The organism is Azospirillum rugosum, from assembly GCF_017876155.1.
Classification (GTDB): Bacteria; Pseudomonadota; Alphaproteobacteria; order Azospirillales; family Azospirillaceae; genus Azospirillum; species Azospirillum rugosum.
In genome coordinates this window covers 1-16,266 of the sequence record NZ_JAGINP010000005.1, presented here as the reverse complement: position 1 = coordinate 16,266, position 16,266 = coordinate 1, and the positions used below count along the sequence as shown (strand labels likewise).

The 16,266-nt window shown below is 69.8% G+C and carries 17 protein-coding genes and 1 tRNA gene; 9 read left to right on the top strand and 9 right to left on the bottom strand.

Annotated elements, in window-relative coordinates; genetic code table 11:
• Positions 1 to 110 precede the first annotated feature (110 nt).
• From J2851_RS08185 to J2851_RS08160, 6 genes are all read right to left on the bottom strand, one after another.
• A tRNA-Thr gene (locus J2851_RS08185) sits at positions 111 to 185 on the bottom strand.
• Positions 186 to 301: 116 nt separating this feature from the next.
• Complete coding sequence (locus tag J2851_RS08180; protein WP_209765605.1) at positions 302 to 2,266, bottom strand: polysaccharide biosynthesis protein; 1,965 nt, start codon at positions 2,264 to 2,266, stop codon at positions 302 to 304.
• Between the two features lie 63 nt (positions 2,267 to 2,329).
• Positions 2,330 to 3,298 (bottom strand): UDP-glucose 4-epimerase family protein, encoded by a 969-nt coding sequence (locus J2851_RS08175; protein WP_209765603.1) that lies wholly within the window; start codon positions 3,296 to 3,298, stop codon positions 2,330 to 2,332.
• Entirely contained in the window at positions 3,298 to 4,311 is a 1,014-nt protein-coding gene (locus J2851_RS08170) for an MraY family glycosyltransferase (RefSeq protein WP_246500509.1), read from the bottom strand. Before J2851_RS08170 ends, J2851_RS08175 begins: the two co-directional genes overlap by 1 nt.
• Positions 4,308 to 5,483 carry a glycosyltransferase family 4 protein gene (locus J2851_RS08165; protein WP_307421011.1) on the bottom strand — a complete coding sequence of 392 codons (1,176 nt, stop codon included), beginning with the start codon at positions 5,481 to 5,483 and terminating at the stop codon, positions 4,308 to 4,310. Before J2851_RS08165 ends, J2851_RS08170 begins: the two co-directional genes overlap by 4 nt.
• 10 nt (positions 5,484 to 5,493) lie before the next feature.
• Entirely contained in the window at positions 5,494 to 6,477 is a 984-nt protein-coding gene (locus J2851_RS08160) for an SDR family NAD(P)-dependent oxidoreductase (protein WP_209765599.1), read from the bottom strand.
• A 175-nt stretch (positions 6,478 to 6,652) separates the two neighbouring features.
• On the opposite strand from J2851_RS08160, the gene J2851_RS08155 reads away from it, so the two are divergent.
• From J2851_RS08155 to J2851_RS08140, 4 genes are all read left to right on the top strand, one after another.
• Positions 6,653 to 6,991 (top strand): hypothetical protein, encoded by a 339-nt coding sequence (locus tag J2851_RS08155; protein WP_209765597.1) that lies wholly within the window; start codon positions 6,653 to 6,655, stop codon positions 6,989 to 6,991.
• Positions 6,992 to 7,149: 158 nt separating this feature from the next.
• Complete coding sequence (gene asnB, locus J2851_RS08150) at positions 7,150 to 9,141, top strand: asparagine synthase (glutamine-hydrolyzing) (RefSeq protein ID WP_209765595.1); 1,992 nt, start codon at positions 7,150 to 7,152, stop codon at positions 9,139 to 9,141.
• Positions 9,138 to 9,287 carry a hypothetical protein gene (locus J2851_RS08145; RefSeq protein WP_209765593.1) on the top strand — a complete coding sequence of 50 codons (150 nt, stop codon included), beginning with the start codon at positions 9,138 to 9,140 and terminating at the stop codon, positions 9,285 to 9,287. Before asnB ends, J2851_RS08145 begins: the two co-directional genes overlap by 4 nt.
• A gap of 84 nt (positions 9,288 to 9,371) precedes the next feature.
• The gene (locus tag J2851_RS08140; RefSeq protein ID WP_209765591.1) at positions 9,372 to 10,295 is read left to right on the top strand and encodes an EamA family transporter; all 924 of its coding nucleotides are present in this window, start codon (positions 9,372 to 9,374) and stop codon (positions 10,293 to 10,295) included.
• Between the two features lie 141 nt (positions 10,296 to 10,436).
• Here the strand turns inward: J2851_RS08140 and J2851_RS08135 are convergent, their stop codons facing one another.
• Positions 10,437 to 10,880: a GNAT family N-acetyltransferase gene (locus J2851_RS08135; RefSeq protein WP_209765589.1), complete on the bottom strand. Its 444-nt coding sequence runs from the start codon at positions 10,878 to 10,880 to the stop codon at positions 10,437 to 10,439.
• Between the two features lie 128 nt (positions 10,881 to 11,008).
• Here J2851_RS08135 and dcd point away from each other — a divergent pair, with 128 nt between their 5' ends.
• The 5 genes from dcd (at position 11,009) to J2851_RS08110 (ending at position 15,135) form a co-directional block, all read left to right on the top strand.
• Positions 11,009 to 11,563, top strand: coding sequence for a dCTP deaminase (gene dcd / locus J2851_RS08130; protein ID WP_209765588.1), 555 nt, complete (start codon positions 11,009 to 11,011; stop codon positions 11,561 to 11,563).
• A gap of 51 nt (positions 11,564 to 11,614) precedes the next feature.
• Positions 11,615 to 12,907: a UDP-N-acetylglucosamine 1-carboxyvinyltransferase gene (gene murA / locus J2851_RS08125; protein WP_209765586.1), complete on the top strand. Its 1,293-nt coding sequence runs from the start codon at positions 11,615 to 11,617 to the stop codon at positions 12,905 to 12,907.
• A gap of 35 nt (positions 12,908 to 12,942) precedes the next feature.
• Positions 12,943 to 13,401 (top strand): DUF2948 family protein, encoded by a 459-nt coding sequence (locus J2851_RS08120; protein WP_209765583.1) that lies wholly within the window; start codon positions 12,943 to 12,945, stop codon positions 13,399 to 13,401.
• A gap of 192 nt (positions 13,402 to 13,593) precedes the next feature.
• Positions 13,594 to 14,013 carry an OsmC family protein gene (locus tag J2851_RS08115; RefSeq protein ID WP_209765581.1) on the top strand — a complete coding sequence of 140 codons (420 nt, stop codon included), beginning with the start codon at positions 13,594 to 13,596 and terminating at the stop codon, positions 14,011 to 14,013.
• Between the two features lie 96 nt (positions 14,014 to 14,109).
• Positions 14,110 to 15,135 carry an SDR family oxidoreductase gene (locus tag J2851_RS08110; protein ID WP_209765579.1) on the top strand — a complete coding sequence of 342 codons (1,026 nt, stop codon included), beginning with the start codon at positions 14,110 to 14,112 and terminating at the stop codon, positions 15,133 to 15,135.
• Here the strand turns inward: J2851_RS08110 and sugE are convergent.
• Positions 15,125 to 15,442, bottom strand: a complete 318-nt coding sequence (sugE, locus tag J2851_RS08105; RefSeq protein ID WP_209765577.1) for a quaternary ammonium compound efflux SMR transporter SugE — start codon at positions 15,440 to 15,442, stop codon at positions 15,125 to 15,127. The genes J2851_RS08110 and sugE overlap by 11 nt on opposite strands.
• Before the next feature lie 155 nt (positions 15,443 to 15,597).
• Entirely contained in the window at positions 15,598 to 15,831 is a 234-nt protein-coding gene (locus J2851_RS08100) for a hypothetical protein (protein WP_209765575.1), read from the bottom strand.
• Positions 15,832 to 16,266: the final 435 nt, after the last annotated feature.

Genomic DNA, 16,266 nt, shown 5'->3' with positions numbered 1-16,266 from the left:
GGGATTGCGGCGGCGCAGCCAACGCTTCGGAAAGCGATCCACCATCGGACGTGCGCCTTTCGGCGAGTCGGCCGTGATGTCCGCGAAGCAACGATGAGGAGGAGGGAGGATGGTGCTGCCAGAGAGGATTGAACTCTCGACCTCTCCCTTACCAAGGGAGTGCTCTACCACTGAGCTACGGCAGCGCCGGGACGGTGTCAGGGGCCGCCGTCACTGTGCGGCCCGCCGTCGAAGTGGCGCGGGTTATGCCACAGCCTTCCGGCCGATGCAAGCGGCGATGAACCTACGGCATGAGAAAAAATCAGGCCTTTGCCCCGGCCGGATTTTGGCTGGCCGGATGGACATCGCCGACCGGCGGCAGCACCGCCTCGGCGCGGAAGTCGGGCACGATGTTGGACAGGATGGTCAGCACCCGCTCCGCGTCGCCGCCGCGCGCGGCCGTTTCCAGCTCGCCCAGCGCCCGGTTGATCAGCGCGTAGTCGATCACGCGGGGGGAGGCGAGGAAGACGCCGTCGGCCTCCGTGCGCGTCGGGGCCTCGGCCGCGGTCAGGATCTCTTCGAACAGCTTCTCGCCGGGGCGCAGGCCGGTGAACTCGATGCGGATGTCCACGCCCGGCCGGTAGCCGGCCAGCCGGATCATCTGGCGGGCGAGGTCGACGATCTTCACCGGCTCACCCATGTCCAGCACCAGCAGCTTGCCGCGGTCCTGGCCGCGCGCCACACCATGGGCAGAGGCCTGGAGCACCAGCTCCACCGCCTCGCGCACGGTCATGAAATAGCGGCGCATGTCCGGGTGCGTGACGGTCAGCGGGCCGCCCTTGGCCAGCTGGCGGGTGAACAGCGGCACCACCGACCCGCTCGACCCCAGCACGTTGCCGAAGCGCACGGTCATGTAGCGGGTCGCCGTCTCCGTCCCGTCGCGCGGCGGCAGGACGTCCAGCGCCTGGCAATAGCATTCGGCGAAGCGCTTGGTGGCGCCCATGATGCTGGTCGGGCGGATCGCCTTGTCGGTGGAGATCAGCACCATCGCCTGACAGCCGCTGGTACGCGCCGCGTCGGCCACGTTGCGCGTGCCGATCACGTTGGTCAGCGCGCCCTCGCACGGGTTGGCCTCCACCAGCGGGACGTGCTTCAGGGCGGCGGCGTGGAACACCATGGCCGGGCGCCGGGACTGGAACAGGCGGAAAATGCGGTCGCGGTCGCGCACGTCGGCGATCACCGCGTGCAGGTCCAGGCCGGGGAAGCGCTCCCGCACCTCCATCTCGATGGCGTAGAGGTTGAACTCGCCGGCATCGACGAGGATCAGCGACTCCGGCTGGAGCGCGGCGATCTGCCGCACCAGCTCGCTGCCGATGGTGCCGCCGGCCCCGGTCACCACCACCCGGCGGCCGGTGACGAGGCTGGCGATCGCGCCGCGGTCCAGCACGGCCTGCGGGCGGCCGAGCAGATCCTCCAGCGCGATCGGGCGCACCTCGATCTTGCCCTCGCCCAGCGCCGACTTGAACTCGGTCAGGCTCGGCAGGCGCGACAGGGCGAGGCCCAGGGCCTCCGCCTGGTCCAGCAACTCGCGCAGGACGGCGCCGGAGATCTCGGTCTGGCCCTTGGTGACGATCAGCCGCTGCGGGCGGTCGCCGCGCCGGTCCAGATCCTCCACCACGCGGGGCAGGTCGTCGGGACCGCCCAGCACCGGCACGCCGCGCACGGCGTGGCCGACGCGCCGGCCCTTGTCGTCCAGCATGCCGACGACCCGGTAGGAAGCACCGGCGTTCTGGTCGAGCGAGCGGATGAACAGCTCCGCCGCGTCGCCGACGCCCAGCAGCAGCACCGGAATGCGCGGCACGCCCGCCACATGGTCGCGCAGGCCCAACCGGCGGTCCTTCAGCAGGCGGTAGGCGAAGCGCGGGCCGCCCAGCAGCACGATCTGCACAAACCACAGGATCACCGGGAGGGAGCGCGGCAGCGCCTCCAGCCGGGTCAGCAGGAACATGACGGCGACGAAGCTCAGCACCACCACCGACACGGCGCGGATCAGCTGCAACAGGTCCGGCACGGATGCGTACCGCCAGATGCCCCGGTACAGGCCGGACAGGCGGAACACCACGGCGGCGATCAGCACCAGGATCGGCAGCCCGTTGATCAGCGCGTCCTGGTAATAATCGAACGCCAGCCCGCCGACGCGGAGGTACAAGGCCACCACCAGGGCGATGGCGGTCATGACCAGATCGTGCAGGTAGATGATCAACGCCCGCGGGGACGGAATGCGCATTCTCGAAACCTTGACTTTCGTACGCTGAACGGCGGCGACGATAATGCCGGTGTTTTTAGCCGATCAGCCGCGCAAAGCTTTGAACCATTCGGCGGTCAGGCGCAAGCCGTACGCCGGATAATAGGGCGGGCGCCAGTTCAGTGCGCGCCGGATGGCGCCGTCGTCGACCACCAGCGTGCCGGCGATGCGGTCCAGCACCGCGTCCTTGCGGGCCAGCCGCGCCCCGCGCTCCAGCCAGGACGGCGGGACGGGCAGCAGCCTTGCCGGCTTGCCCAGCGCGTCGGCGATGGCGCGCACCAGCTCCGGCGTGGACATCGGCCGCCCGTCATGCACCAGGAAGCGCCCGCCCGCGGCCTGGGTGTTGGTCAGGCATTCCAGGATCGCGTCGGCGAGGTTGCCGACGAAGATCAGGCTGCGCCGGTTCTCCAGCCCGCCCAGCGGCAGCGGGATGCCCAGGTTCACGGCCTGGAGCAGCCGGCGGAAGTTGCCGCCCACGCCCGGCCCGTAGACCAGCGGCGGGCGGATCACCACCACCTCCAGCCCGGTGCGGGTGGAGATCTCGGCCAGCGCGCGCTCCGCCTCCAGCTTGGAGATGCCATAGGGGGAATGCGGGTCGGGCGTGGTCTCCTCGCTCAGCGGCTCCGGCCGGCTCTCGTCGGCCAGCGCCTTGACGCTGCTGAGGTAGACGAGGCGCTTCACCCCGGCAACCGCCGCCGCCTCGGCCAGCACGCGCGTGCCCGCCGTGTTCACCTTGCGGAAGGCGGCCAGCGGGTCGGTCGCCCTGTCGCGCATGACGTGGACGCGGGCGGCCAGATGCACGACGGCGTCCATGCCCTCCAGCGCGCCGCCCCAGGCGGTCGCCGGCCCGATCTCCCCGACCGCGACGACGTCCTCCACACCGGGAACGACGGCGCCCGGCACGACGGCGCCCGGCGTGCGCACCACGGCGCGGACGCTGTGGCCGCGGTCCAGCAGCAGCGGGATCAGCGTCTGCGCGACGAAGCCCGTGGCTCCCGTGACGAGGATCCGCATCAGGCGGCCGCCCGCATGGGGCGCGCCAGCAGCGCCAGCAGCAGCACGATGGCCGCCGCCCCCGCCGGAAGCACCGTCCAGCCGCTCGCCGGGCCCAGCAGCACCGACACGACCGCCAGCGTCAGCAGCGCCGCGTTCAGCGCCAGCACCAGCCGCACGACCTGGGCGTGGCTGCGCCCGCGCTGCGTGGCCTTCTGGTAGAAATGCTCGCGGTGCGCCTGCCACACCTTCTTGCCCTCCACCAGCCGCCGCAGCAGCGTGACGGTCGCGTCGGCCAGGAAATAGGCCGGCACCAGCAGCGCCGCCGCCCACAGGCCCGACGCCGCCACGGCCAGCAGCAGCCAGCCGAGCGTGAAGCCCAGCGGCACGCTGCCCACGTCGCCCATGAAGAGCTTGGCCGGATGCCAGTTCCACACCAGGAAACCCATCGCCGCCCCCGCCGCCGCCAGACCGTACAGCCCGTAGGCCGGGTCGAGCCCGCCGACCGCGCCGACCAGCGCCAGCCCGGCGCCGATGGTCGCGGCCTCGCTGCCGGCCAGCCCGTCGATGCCGTCCATGAAGTTGAAGAGGTTGACGAACCACAGCCAGCCCACGGCGGCGACCAGCCGGTCGGCCCACAGCGGCAACAGCCCCTGGAAGACCAGCCCGTCGGCGGGCAGGGCGGTCAGCCCGGCGGCCACGGCGGCGATCTGCGCCAGGAAGCGTGGCGCCGGCCCCAGGCCGCGCCGGTCGTCCATCCAGGACACCGCCATCAGCGCCGCCGCCCCGATCAGGATCGGCAGGACCCGCAGGCCGCCGTCGGTGGTCAGCGCGACCAGCGCCCAGGCCGGCAGCAGGGTCAGCATCACGCCCCAGCCGCCGCCACGCGGCGTCGGGATGGAGTGGCTGGAGCGGTCGTTGGGGTGATCCAGGATCGCACGCCGCCGCAGATAGGCGAGCACCCGCCCGGTCAGCAGCCAGGAGGCGACGAACGTGCCGAGGATGGCCAAAAGGAGCATGGGCAGGCTGCTCATGATACCTCGGCGACCGGGTTGGTCATCGGGAACGCGGCACCCATCAGGCGCCGGTACAGCTCCACCGTCTTCGCGCCGACGCGGTCCGACGCCATGTCGGATTCGACCATGCGCCGGCTGGCCGCGCCGAAGCGCGCGCGCATCGCGGCGTCGCGGACCAGCACCTCCAGCGCGTCGGCCAGCGCCGCCGGGTCGTCGGGCGGGACCAGCAGCGCGTTCTCCCCGGCGTGGGCGACCTCGCGGCAGCCCGGCACGTCGGTGGCGACGATGGCGCGGCCGCAGGCGGCGGCCTCCAGCAGGCTCTTCGGCAGGCCCTCGCGGCGCGAGGCGAGCACGGCGACGTGGCAGCGCGCCCAGACCTCCCGCACGTCCGTGATGTGGCCCGGCAGTTCGACGCCGGGCAGGGCGGACCATCGCTCAAGCTCGGCCTGCGTCACCGACGTCGGGTTCTCCGGGTCGGGCGTCCCGGCCAGGATCAGGTTCACATCCAGCCCCTTGGCCCGCAGCCGCTGCTGCGCCTCCACCAGCGGGCCGACGCCCTTGTCGGCGAGCAGCCGGGCGACGCAGCCGACGGTCACCGGCGGGGCCGGCGGCTCGGGCAGCACTTGGTAATGCATGGTGTCGACGCCGGAACCGCGGATGATGCGCGCCCGTTCGTCCGGCAGAAGGCCGGCGGCGACCAGCATCTTGCGGTCGTCCTCATTCTGCAGCACGGTCACGCTGTTGGGCCGCTTCAGCACGGTGCGCAGCAGCGGCCGCGCCACCGCGCCGGCCACGCGGGATTTCAGCCCGCCCGTGCCGAGGAAGGCGGAGCCCAGGCCGGTCAGCGCGTTCACCACCGCCGGCACGCCGGCCAGCCCGGCGGCGAGCCCGCCCAGCAGAACCGGCTTCATGGCGACGTGGTGCACGATGTCCGGCGCCTCCCGCCGGTACAGCGCGGCGATCTCCGCCACGGCCGACAGGGTGCCGGCCGGGTTGATGCTGCGCCGGCTCCAGGACAGGGGCAGCACGCGGAAGCCCTCGCCAGCGATGCGGTCCCGGTGCTTGTCCACGCGGGTGGCGACGGCGATCTCGAACCCGGCGTCGCGCGCCGCGCGGGCCATGGGCAGCCGGTGGGACCAGAAGTACCAGTCCTCGGTGACCAGGTAGATCAGCTTGGGTTTTGCAGACACGGTACGGTTCTCAGGCAAGGCCGTGATAGCTCTTGTACCAGGCGATGAAGCGCGGCAGGCCCACGTCGATGGCCGTGGTCGGCTCATAGCCCAGGTCGCGGCGGCTCGCCTCGATGTCGGCGGTGGTCTCCGGCACGTCGCCGGCCTGGATCGGCTCCATCGTCTTGACCGCCTTGCGGCCCAGCGATTCCTCGATGATGCCGATGAAGCGCATCAGGTCCTCGGTCCGGTTGTTGCCGAGGTTGTAGACCGCGTGCGGCGCCCCGTTCACGTCCGGCTTGGCCGGCCGGTCCAGCGCGGCCAGCACGCCGGCCGCGATGTCCTCCACGAAGGTGAAGTCGCGCTTCATCCGCCCCTCGTTGAAGACGCGGATCGGCCGGCCCGCCATGATGGCGTCGGCGAACAGGTAGGCGGCCATGTCCGGCCGGCCCCAGGGGCCGTAGACCGTGAAGAAGCGCAGGCCCGTCGCCGGCATCTTGTACAGATGGCAGTAGGCGTAGGTCATCATCTCCGCCGCCTTCTTCGTGGCGGCGTAGATGGACATCGGCGAATCCACCCGGTCTTCGACCGAAAACGGCATCTTCTTGTTGGCGCCATAGACGGAGGAGGTGGAGGCGTAGACGAAATGCCTCAGCTTCGGCATGCGCCGCGCCGCCTCCAGCATCGCGACCTGGCCCGTGACGTTGGCGTCGACGTAGGCGTAGGGGTTCTCCAGCGAATAGCGCACGCCGGCCTGGGCGGCCAGATGCACGACGCCGGTCGCCTCCGCGAAGTCCGGCGCCAGCGCCTCGACGGCGGCGCGGTCGGACACGTCGGCCTTGACGAAGCGGAAGCCGGGCTTGGCCATCAGACGGGCCAGCCGCGCCTCCTTCAGCGCCACCGAATAGTAGTCGTTGAGGTTGTCGAGCCCCAGGACCGTCTCGCCGCGCTCCAGCAGGGCCGCCGCCACGTGCGAGCCGATGAAACCGGCCGCGCCGGTGACCACGATCGTCATATCCACCATCCTTAAACGACGCGCGCGAACATGTGAAAGCGCGCGCCTGTCCATCCGTCTTATGCCCGAGGCCGCGCCACGATGCCAGTCCACAAAAAGGCGCCGCCCGCTTGACAGGGGCTGCGATCACCCGATCTACTGCCGCGATCTTTCACCGTTGCCAGTCTGGACCTCCATGCCGCCCAAGAAGAATCCCGCGAACCTCAACCCGCTTCAGCTCAAGACGCTGACTCTGCTTCAGGAAATCGCCCGCCTGGAGAACACGCCGGCCGAAGGCGAAGAGGGTGCGTTCGTCATCACCGCCCTGCCGCACGCCCACGGCAACCATTTCCACCTGGGCAGCGCGGTGGTCAGCGGCAGCGATGCGACGGGCCTGAACAACGGCGCCGTCTGGACCGCACTGCAGCGTAAGAAGATGCTGGTTCAGGAGCCCGGCCGCGCCATCATCACCGCGGAGGGCATGGCCTACGACACCGGCCTGCGCGACAGCATCCTGCACCGCTCCGACCACTAACAACGAAATAGCCCTTCTCCCCTTGTGGGAGAAGGGTTGGGATGAGGGGGCGTTACCGCCGATAGGCGGGAAAACAGTTTCCGGCCGGCAAAGCCGGCGCCACCCTCACCCCAACCCCTCTCCCATCAAGGGAGAGGGGCTTTGAGATAGAGACGCGCATGTGCGGCATCTGCGGCTTCCTGGCCCTGTCGGAACAGCGGGCCTATGCCGATCCTGAAGCGGCCGGCCTGGAGGCCGTGGCGCGGCGCATGGCCGACACCATCGCCCACCGCGGCCCGGACGGCGACGGCGTCTGGGCCGACGAGGCGGCGGGCATCGCCTTCGGCCACCGGCGCCTCGCCATCGTCGATCTGTCGCCGCTCGGCCGCCAGCCGATGGACTCCGCGGACGGGCGCTGGGTCATCGCCTACAATGGCGAGATCTACAATTTCCAGGACCTCCGCGCCGAGCTGGAAGCCGCCGGCCACAGCTTCCGCGGCCATTCCGACACCGAGGTGCTGCTGGAAGGCTGCGCCGCCTGGGGTGTGGAGCGCACGGTCCGGCGCCTCGTCGGCATCTTCGCCTTCGCCCTGTGGGACCGGCGCGACCGCGTCCTGTACCTCGTCCGCGACCATCTCGGCGTGAAGCCACTCTACTGGGCGCGGATGAACGGGACGCTGCTGTTCGGCTCCCAGCCCAAGGCCTTGCGCGCCCACCAGGCCTTCGCGGCGGAGATCGACCGCGACGCGCTCTCCGCCTACATGCGCTTCAGCTACGTCCCCGCGCCGCACAGCATCTATAGGGGTGTCGCGAAGCTGGAACCCGGCACGATCCTGACGATCCGGCCGGGGCGGGAGCCGGAGCGCACCGTCTATTGGGATGCCGCCGAGGCCGCGCGGGCGGGGATCGCCGACCGGTTGTCCTTGTCCGACAATGAAGCGACCGACGCGCTTGAAGCGCTGCTGAAGGACGCCGTTGGGCGGCAGATGATGGCCGACGTGCCGCTCGGCGCCTTCCTGTCCGGCGGCATCGACAGTTCCACGGTTGTCGCGCTGATGCAGGCGCAGAGCGACCGGCCGGTGCGCAGCTTCACCATCGGCTTCGGCGAGGGCGACTACGACGAGGCCGACCACGCCCGCGCCGTCGCCGCCCACCTCGGCACCGACCATACGGAGCTGCGGGTCGAACCCGCCCACGCGCTGGACATCATCCCCAAGCTGCCGGACTGGTACGACGAGCCCTTCGCCGACAGCTCCCAGATCCCGACGGTCCTGGTGTCGGAAATGACGCGCCGCTCCGTCACCGTGGCCCTGTCGGGCGACGGCGGGGACGAGCTGTTCGCCGGCTACAACCGCTATCTCCGCGCGCCCGCGGTATGGCGCCGCGTGGCTCCGCTGCCGGGCGCGTTGCGCCAGGGGGCGGCCGGGCTGATCCGCGCGGTGAAGCCGCAGGGGTGGGACGCGCTGTTCGGGCTGCTGCCCGCCGCGAACCGCATCCGCCAGCCCGGCGACAAGCTGCACAAGCTGGCCGGCGTGCTGGGCTCCGGCGATCCGGACGCGCTGTACCGGCGCTTGGTCAGCCAATGGGACGACCCCGACGCGCTGGTCCGCGGCGGGCGGGAGCCGCGCGGCCTGCTGTGGGACGACCGGGTGGCCCAGGCCATCCCGGACTTTGTCGAGCGCATGCAGTATCTCGACAGCGTCACCTACATGCCCGACGACATCCTGGCCAAGGTCGACCGCGCCAGCATGGGCGTGTCGCTGGAAGCCCGCGTGCCTCTGCTCGACCACCGAGTGGTGGAGTTCGCCTGGCGCGTGCCGCCGGCCCAGAAGATCCGGGACGGGCAGGGCAAGTGGCTGCTCCGCCAGGTTCTGCACCGCCACGTCCCGCGGGAGTTGGTGGAGCGCCCGAAGTCCGGCTTCGCCGTGCCCATCGACGCGTGGCTGCGCGGCCCCCTGCGCGACTGGGCCGAGGACCTGCTGGACGAGCGCCGCCTGCGCGCCGACGGCTTCTTCGACCCGGCCCCGATCCGCGCCCGCTGGGCCGAGCATCTGGCGGGCACCCGCAACCACCAGCACCCGCTGTGGAACGTCCTGATGTTCCAGGCCTGGCACCAGCGCTGGAGCGCCCCGACCCCCACCGCCGCCCCGCTTGCCGCGAGCGCCGCATGACCACGACCGAAAACGACATCAAGAAGCCCGCCGCCCCGCCGAAAAAGGACGACAAGCAGGAACGCCTCGCCGCTCGCCTGCGCGAGAACCTGCGCAAGCGCAAGGAACAGGCCCGGGGGCGGGAGAAGGACGAGCAGCAAGTCTGACCGCCGAAGCGGCGCATTTGCCGCACGGGTTCCCGCCCCGCTTTCCCGCTATGGTTGCCCCAGCCACAACAAGGGACAATGGCGATGGCGGACGTGACGGCGCAGGGTTCCCAGGCACGCCTGCTCGGCTATGCCTGCATCGTGTCGTCCGCGCTGCTGTTCGGCATCGCCGGGACGGTGGCGAAGATGCTGTTCGTCGCCTCCATGCCGCCGCTGGTCATGATCGCGCTGCGCGCCGTCGTGGCCTCGGCCACGCTGGCCCTGGTCATGCTGGCGCTGCGCAAGCCGATCCGGATCCGCCGGGCCGACGCGCCGTTCCTGCTGGAACTCGGCGTCTGGCTGACACTGGTCAACGTCACCTTCTTCTACGCCATCGCGCTGACCAACGTGGCGCTGGCGCTGATGCTGGAATACACGGCGCCGATGCTGATCGTGGCCGCCGGCGTGGTTCTCGGCACCCACAGGCTCAACCGGCCGGTGGTGCTGATCCTGGCTGGCAACGCGCTCGGCTGCTTCCTGCTGGTCGGCGGCTACGACCCGGCCTTGTGGAGCGGAAACGCGATGGGAGCTATCGTGGGGCTGCTCTGCGCCGTGTCCTTCGCCGCCTACAACGTCCGTTGCGCCGACGGGCACCGGCGGGGGCTGGACAGCTGGTCCATGACCTTCTGGCCCTTCTTCCTATCGGCGCTGTTCTGGCTGGTGGCGACGCCCGCGATCGACTATTCCGCCGTTGAAATGAGCTGGGGGCTGGCCGGCTTCACCCTGTTCGTCGGCGTCTTCGGCACCGTGATCCCCTATTGGTTGTACCTGGAAGGGCTGCGGACCATCGATCCGTTCCCGGCGACGGTGATCGGGATGCTCGACCCGGTCTTCGCTGGGCTAACGGCCTACGCCCTTCTCGGCGAACGCTTCGATCCGCCCCAGGTCGCCGGTATGGCCCTGGTCTGCGCCGTGATCCTGTACCTGAAACGGAACGAAGCCGCGGTTCAGCGGACGGAGCGGGTGTAGGGTAGGGGGGAGTGGCTGCGCTGGGCCCCCACCCAACCCTCCCCCACTTCGCGGGGGAGGGCTTTGAGGGACGCGCGGCGGCAGTCCCCTCCCTCGCCGAAGATGGGGGAGGGTTAGGGTGGGGGCCCGGTGCGACAATTTTTACCCCAGCGCCTTCCGCAGCCAAATCTGCGTGTGCCCCGGCGGGTACCCCTCCAGCTCCGCCCACACCTCGTAGCCGAGCTTCTTGTAGAACCCCGGCGCCTGGAAATCGTAGGTGTAGAGCCGCGACCAGCGGCAGTCACGCCGCACCGCCTCCTCCTCGGCCGCCGCCATCAGGCGGGAGCCCAGGCCGGTGCCGCGCTGGCTCTCGTGGACCCACAGGTAGTCCACATACAGCCACTCCCAGTTCGTGTGGCCGGTCAGGCCGCCCAGCAGCGTGCCCTCGGCGTCGCGCGCGGTCACGCTCAGGTCGCGGAGGTCGTAGGGCTTGGTGAACTGTTCGTTGAAGGCGCGCAGCTCCCCGTGGATGTGCTTCACCTCCGCCGGGTCGAGCCGGTCGGCGAGGGAAAGCGTGATGGGCGCTGCGGTGATGGCGTCGGTCATTCAACTTTGTCCTTTTGCGGGGGCTTCCATGCAAAAAGCCCCAATTCCTTCCCTTGAGGATGCCCGCATGCTCCGCTACAACGCCTTGTAGGTTCAACCCCCCTTAGAGACCCGAGGAGACCCCGACGATGGGCATCATGCCGGACACCTGGATCCGCGAGATGGCCGAGACCAAAGGCATGATCGAACCCTTCGTCGAGAAGCAGCAGCGTCAGGGCGTGATCTCCTACGGGCTGTCCTCCTACGGGTACGACGCGCGGGTTGCCGACGAATTCAAGATCTTCACCAACGTGGACAACGCCATCGTCGACCCGAAGGAGTTCGACGACAGCAGCTTCGTCGACCGCAAGGTGGATGTCTGCATCATCCCGCCGAACAGCTTCGCGCTGGCCCGGACGGTGGAGTATTTCCGCATTCCCCGCGACGTGCTGGTGATCTGCCTGGGCAAGAGCACCTACGCGCGCTGCGGCCTGATCGTCAACGTGACGCCGCTGGAGCCCGAATGGGAAGGCCACGTCACGCTGGAGATTTCAAACACGACGCCCCTGCCGGCGAAGGTGTACGCCAACGAAGGCCTCTGCCAGTTCCTGTTCCTCAAGGGGGACAGCGTCTGCGAGACCTCCTACGCGGACAAGTCCGGCAAGTACATGGGCCAAAAGGGAGTGACGCTGCCCCGGTTGTAACCCGCCGGGCCTCGGCCTCAACCACAGTCTCAGACCGGACAAGACAGCTTCATGGACAAGATCCGCATCCGCGGCGGCAAGCCCCTGCACGGTTCCATCACGGTGGGGGGAGCGAAGAACGCAGCCCTGCCGCTGATGACGGCGGCGCTCCTCACCGACGAGACGCTGACGCTCACCAACCTGCCGATCCTCGCGGACATTAACACGCTGTGCAACCTGCTGCTCCAGCACGGCGTGGGGATCCGCCTGGCCGGGGCCGGCGGGGAATGCGCGGGGCGCGAGCTTGAGCTGACCGCGCGCGACGTCACCAACACGACCGCCCCCTACGACCTGGTCCGCAAGATGCGGGCGAGCGTGCTGGTGCTCGGTCCCCTGCTGGCCCGCTGCGGGGAGGCGAAGGTGTCGCTGCCCGGCGGCTGCGCCATCGGCGCGCGTCCGGTGGACCTGCACATCAAGGGCCTGGAGGCCATGGGTGCGGAGATCCGCATCGAGGGCGGCTACATCGTCGCCAAGGCCCCCAAGGGCGGCCTGCGCGGCGCGGAGTACGTCTTCCCCAAGGTCTCCGTCGGCGCGACCGAGAACCTGCTGATGGCCGCCACCCTGGCCCGCGGCACCACGGTCCTGGTCAACGCCGCGCGCGAGCCGGAGGTGACCGACCTCGCCGAATGCCTGGTCGCCATGGGTGCGAAGATCACCGGCCTCGGCACCGACCGCCTGACCATCGAGGGCGTGGACCGGCTGCACGGTGCCCGTCACATGGTCGTGCCCGACCGCATCGAGACCGGCACCTACGCCATGGCCGCGGCCATGACCGGCGGCACGCTGGACATCCTGAACACCCGCCTGGACCTGATCAAGGCGGCGGTGACCGCGCTGGTCCCGGCCGGCGTGGAGTTCACGCCCATCGATAACGGTGTGCGTGTGTCGCGCGCCAACGGCGAGCTGGTCGGCGTCGACGTGATGACCGAACCCTTCCCCGGCTTCCCGACCGATCTCCAGGCCCAGATGATGGCCCTGATGTGCACGGCCAGGGGTGCAGGCATGATCACCGAGACCATATTTGAGAATCGGTTCATGCACGCGCCCGAGCTGACCCGCATGGGAGCCCGCATCACGGTGCACGGTTCGTCCGCCCTCGTCCGGGGTGTGGAGCGTTTGACCGGCGCGCCCGTTATGGCGACGGATCTCCGCGCGTCGGTGTCGCTGGTCCTTGCCGGTCTCGCGGCCGAGGGGGAGACGACGGTCAACCGCGTCTACCACCTCGACCGCGGCTACGAGCGGCTGGAGGAGAAGCTGGCGGCCTGCGGCGCGGACATCGAACGCATCCGGGCGGAAGACGACTGACGCCCTAAACCCGTCGCTGCAACCAAGGGAAGCCCATGACCGCCACGCCGATTAGACTGCGCGCCCAGGACCAGGACGACCTGAAGGTCGTGTCCGCCTGCCTCCAGGACGCCATCGTCCCCATCGGCGACATGTGCTTCCTGCCGGAGGAGCGGCGGTTCGTGCTGGTGGTCAACCGCTTCAAGTGGGAGACCGCCGACCAGCCGCGCCCCGGCCCGGCGGCCGACGACGACGTCCTGATCCCCTTCGAGCGCACCCACTGCGGCGTGCGGGTTGAAGGGGTGACGGGCGTGAAGGTCAAGGACATCGACCTGAAGGACCGCCGCCAGATCCTGGAACTGCTCGCCATCGAGGCGGTGGAGGGCGGCGTGGTGCTGGACTTCGCCGGCGGCGGCTGCATCCGGCTGGACGCGACCAACTGGACCTGCTTCGTGGAAGACCTGGGCGAACCCTGGCCGACCACCTGCAAGCCCTGCCATCCGCTGGAAGAGTAGGCCTGTTGTCCCCTCTCCCCTCTGGGGAGAGGGTTAGGGTGAGGGGGCCCCGCGACTCTGGTACGTCCGGCAAAAGCGCAACCCCCTCACCCCGACCCTCTCCCCAGAGGGGAGAGGGGGATTGGGTTGTAGGTTGGGTGGAGCGTCAGCGAAACCCAACGTCTTGCGCATTGCACAATCGGAGAAACCGCCATGAAGGCGCGCGTTGCGTGGGTTGACGGGAAGATGTTCGTCGGCGAGTCCGGCAGCGGACACGCCGTGGTGATGGACGGCGCGCCGGAGGCGGGCGGGCGCAACCTGGGCATCCGGCCCATGGAGATGCTGCTGATCGGCATGGGCGGCTGCACCAGCTTCGACGTCGTCATGATCCTGGAGAAGGGCCGCCAAGCCATCACCGACTGCGTGGCGGAGATCGAGGCGGAGCGGGCCGAGACCGACCCGAAGGTCTTCACCAAGATCCACGTGCACTTCATCGTCACCGGCCGCGGGCTCGACGCCGGCAAGGTGGAGCGCGCCATCGCCCTGTCAGCGGAGAAATACTGCTCCGCCTCCATCATGCTGGGCGCCACGGCCACCATCACCCACGACTTCGAAATCCGCGAAGCGCCCTAAACGGAACCAGACCGCAACGGAACCAGACCGCAACGGAACCAGAGGGCGGGTCGCGGGTTGGCACAGCACAGGCTGCACAACCCGGGAGACCCGCTCATGGCCCAGCATCGCCCCGTCGTCGTCGTCACCGGAGCGTCGGCCGGGGTCGGGCGGGCGACCGCGCTGGCCTTCGCCCGCGACTGGGGCGCCTCGCTCGGCCTGATCGCCCGCTCGGCCGAGGCGCTGGAGGAGGTGAAGGCGGAGGTGGAACGGCTCGGCGGGCGGGCGCTGGCCATCCCCGCCGACGTGGCCGACGCCGACGCCATGTTCGCCGCCGCCGACGCGGTGGAGCGGACGCTGGGGCCCATCGAGGTGTGGGTCAACAACGCCATGGTCACGGTGTTCGGGCGCGTGCGCGACCTGTCGCCGGAGGAGCTGCGGCGGGTGACGGAGGTGACCTACCTCGGCTCCGCGCACGGCGCCATGGCGGCGCTGCACCACATGCAGAACCGCGATCGCGGGGTGATCGTCCAGGTCGGCTCGGCGCTGGCCTACCGGTCCATCCCGCTCCAGGCCGCCTATTGCGGCGCCAAGAGCGCCATCCGCGGCTTCATCGACAGCCTGCGGACGGAGCTGATCCACGACGGCAGCAACGTGCAGCTGACCATGGTTCAGCTTCCCGCGGTCAACACGCCGCAGTTCGACTGGGCGCGCAGCCACATGCCGCGCCGGGCCAAGCCGGTCGGCACCATCTACGACCCCGACGACATCGGCCGGGCCATCGTGCAGGCCGCGGAGAACCCGAAGCGGGAGCACTGGTTGGGCTTCTCGACGGTGGAGGCGATCCTGGGCACGCACGCCCTGCCGGCCTTCGCCGACCATCAGGTCGCGACCATGGCCTTCGAAGGGCAGGAGACGGACGAGCCGGAGCGGCCCGGCCGGCCGGACAATCTGTTCGATCCGGTGCGCCGCCTGCACCGCACGCACGGCCGTTTCCGCGACCAGGAGCAGCCGCTGGCGCTGACCACCACGGGCATGGCGGCGCGCGGCATCGCCTTGCTCGCCGGGCTGGCGGTGGTCGGCGGGATCGGCTACGCCGCGCGCGCGATGCTGGCTCGGGACCGGGAAGAGGTTACGGAGTGACCAGCTTCAGGCCGACGATGCCGGCCATGATCAGGGCGATGCAGCCCAGCCGGACGGCGTCCGCCGACTCGCCATAGAGCAGGATGCCCAGGATCACCGTGCCGACCGTGCCGACGCCGGTCCACACGGCGTAGGCGGTGCCGAGCGGCAGGCTTTTCAGCGCAAGGCCCAGCAGGCCGAGGCTGGCGGCCATCGCCGCGAGGGTGAGGAGTGTGGGCACAAGGCGGGTGAAGCCGTCGGTCTGCTTCAGGCCGATGGCCCAGCCGACCTCGAACAGGCCGGCGAGGAACAGGATGCCCCAGGCCACGGGGAAACCTCCGGTACCATGGAGGCAGGGTCGTCCCCGCCGGGCTTCCCGTGCCGAAGGGCGGCATCCGGGGGTGAGGTCGTCCTCACGGGAAGACGCCCGCCATATGGGCAGCGTCCGGCGGAGGTCAAGTCCATTCCCTCAGGCCCAATCCCTCAGGCCCATTCCCAGTGGAAGCCGCTGTCCACCTCGCCCAGCACGGCGACCTCGCGGCGCGGGCAGCTGCGGTCGTGCAGCGGCAGGGGCTTGGCGGGGTCGGCGGCCGGGGCTCGCGCCTCCGTCACCCGCGCGATTATCGGCTTTTCGCTCGCGGGGACGAGGACGATCGTTGCGGGCGGGCGGGTCGCGGTGTGGCGGGACATGGCGTGGACCGTGGCTGGGGTGGGCATGCCCCAACGCTACTCGCGCCGGAAACCCGCCGCTGTTGCGCATCCCACAGTTCCGGATGGTTGGCGACGCGGTGCTCCCGTCGCTCCGCGGGCACGCCGGACGGGGATGAGCGCGCGCCGGTGTCATTGTTTCGGCCGGAAAGCCTCAATTTTGAATTCCGAAAAATACATAGGCATGTCCAGTGACTGACTAGCCCGGCCATTTCGTCGCATGGACACAGAAAATGTCTGTAAATACGATACCATGAACGCAAGCATAAAGTGGGGCGATCATGGCTGGAAAGATTACGCCAATCTCCGGCTTTCCGGAACTGCTTCCAGCCGAACAGATCGTCATGCGTGCACAGTGCGCTCGAAACTGAACAGGACGACCGGAGGAAAGTGAACGGTCTGTACGGCAGCATGAACAGCGGAGCGGGTTGAGCAGCCGAGCGG

Coding starts and splice junctions, on each gene's coding strand:
- J2851_RS08180 (WP_209765605.1), bottom strand. CDS start 2,266: ATGCGCATTCCGTCCCCGCGGGCGTTGATCATCTACCTGCACGATCTG.
- J2851_RS08175 (WP_209765603.1), bottom strand. CDS start 3,298: ATGCGGATCCTCGTCACGGGAGCCACGGGCTTCGTCGCGCAGACGCTG.
- J2851_RS08170 (WP_246500509.1), bottom strand. CDS start 4,311: ATGAGCAGCCTGCCCATGCTCCTTTTGGCCATCCTCGGCACGTTCGTC.
- J2851_RS08160 (WP_209765599.1), bottom strand. CDS start 6,477: ATGACGATCGTGGTCACCGGCGCGGCCGGTTTCATCGGCTCGCACGTG.
- J2851_RS08155 (WP_209765597.1), top strand. CDS start 6,653: ATGCCGCCCAAGAAGAATCCCGCGAACCTCAACCCGCTTCAGCTCAAG.
- asnB (WP_209765595.1), top strand. CDS start 7,150: ATGTGCGGCATCTGCGGCTTCCTGGCCCTGTCGGAACAGCGGGCCTAT.
- J2851_RS08145 (WP_209765593.1), top strand. CDS start 9,138: ATGACCACGACCGAAAACGACATCAAGAAGCCCGCCGCCCCGCCGAAA.
- J2851_RS08140 (WP_209765591.1), top strand. CDS start 9,372: ATGGCGGACGTGACGGCGCAGGGTTCCCAGGCACGCCTGCTCGGCTAT.
- J2851_RS08135 (WP_209765589.1), bottom strand. CDS start 10,880: ATGACCGACGCCATCACCGCAGCGCCCATCACGCTTTCCCTCGCCGAC.
- dcd (WP_209765588.1), top strand. CDS start 11,009: ATGGGCATCATGCCGGACACCTGGATCCGCGAGATGGCCGAGACCAAA.
- murA (WP_209765586.1), top strand. CDS start 11,615: ATGGACAAGATCCGCATCCGCGGCGGCAAGCCCCTGCACGGTTCCATC.
- J2851_RS08120 (WP_209765583.1), top strand. CDS start 12,943: ATGACCGCCACGCCGATTAGACTGCGCGCCCAGGACCAGGACGACCTG.
- J2851_RS08115 (WP_209765581.1), top strand. CDS start 13,594: ATGAAGGCGCGCGTTGCGTGGGTTGACGGGAAGATGTTCGTCGGCGAG.
- J2851_RS08110 (WP_209765579.1), top strand. CDS start 14,110: ATGGCCCAGCATCGCCCCGTCGTCGTCGTCACCGGAGCGTCGGCCGGG.
- J2851_RS08100 (WP_209765575.1), bottom strand. CDS start 15,831: ATGCCCACCCCAGCCACGGTCCACGCCATGTCCCGCCACACCGCGACC.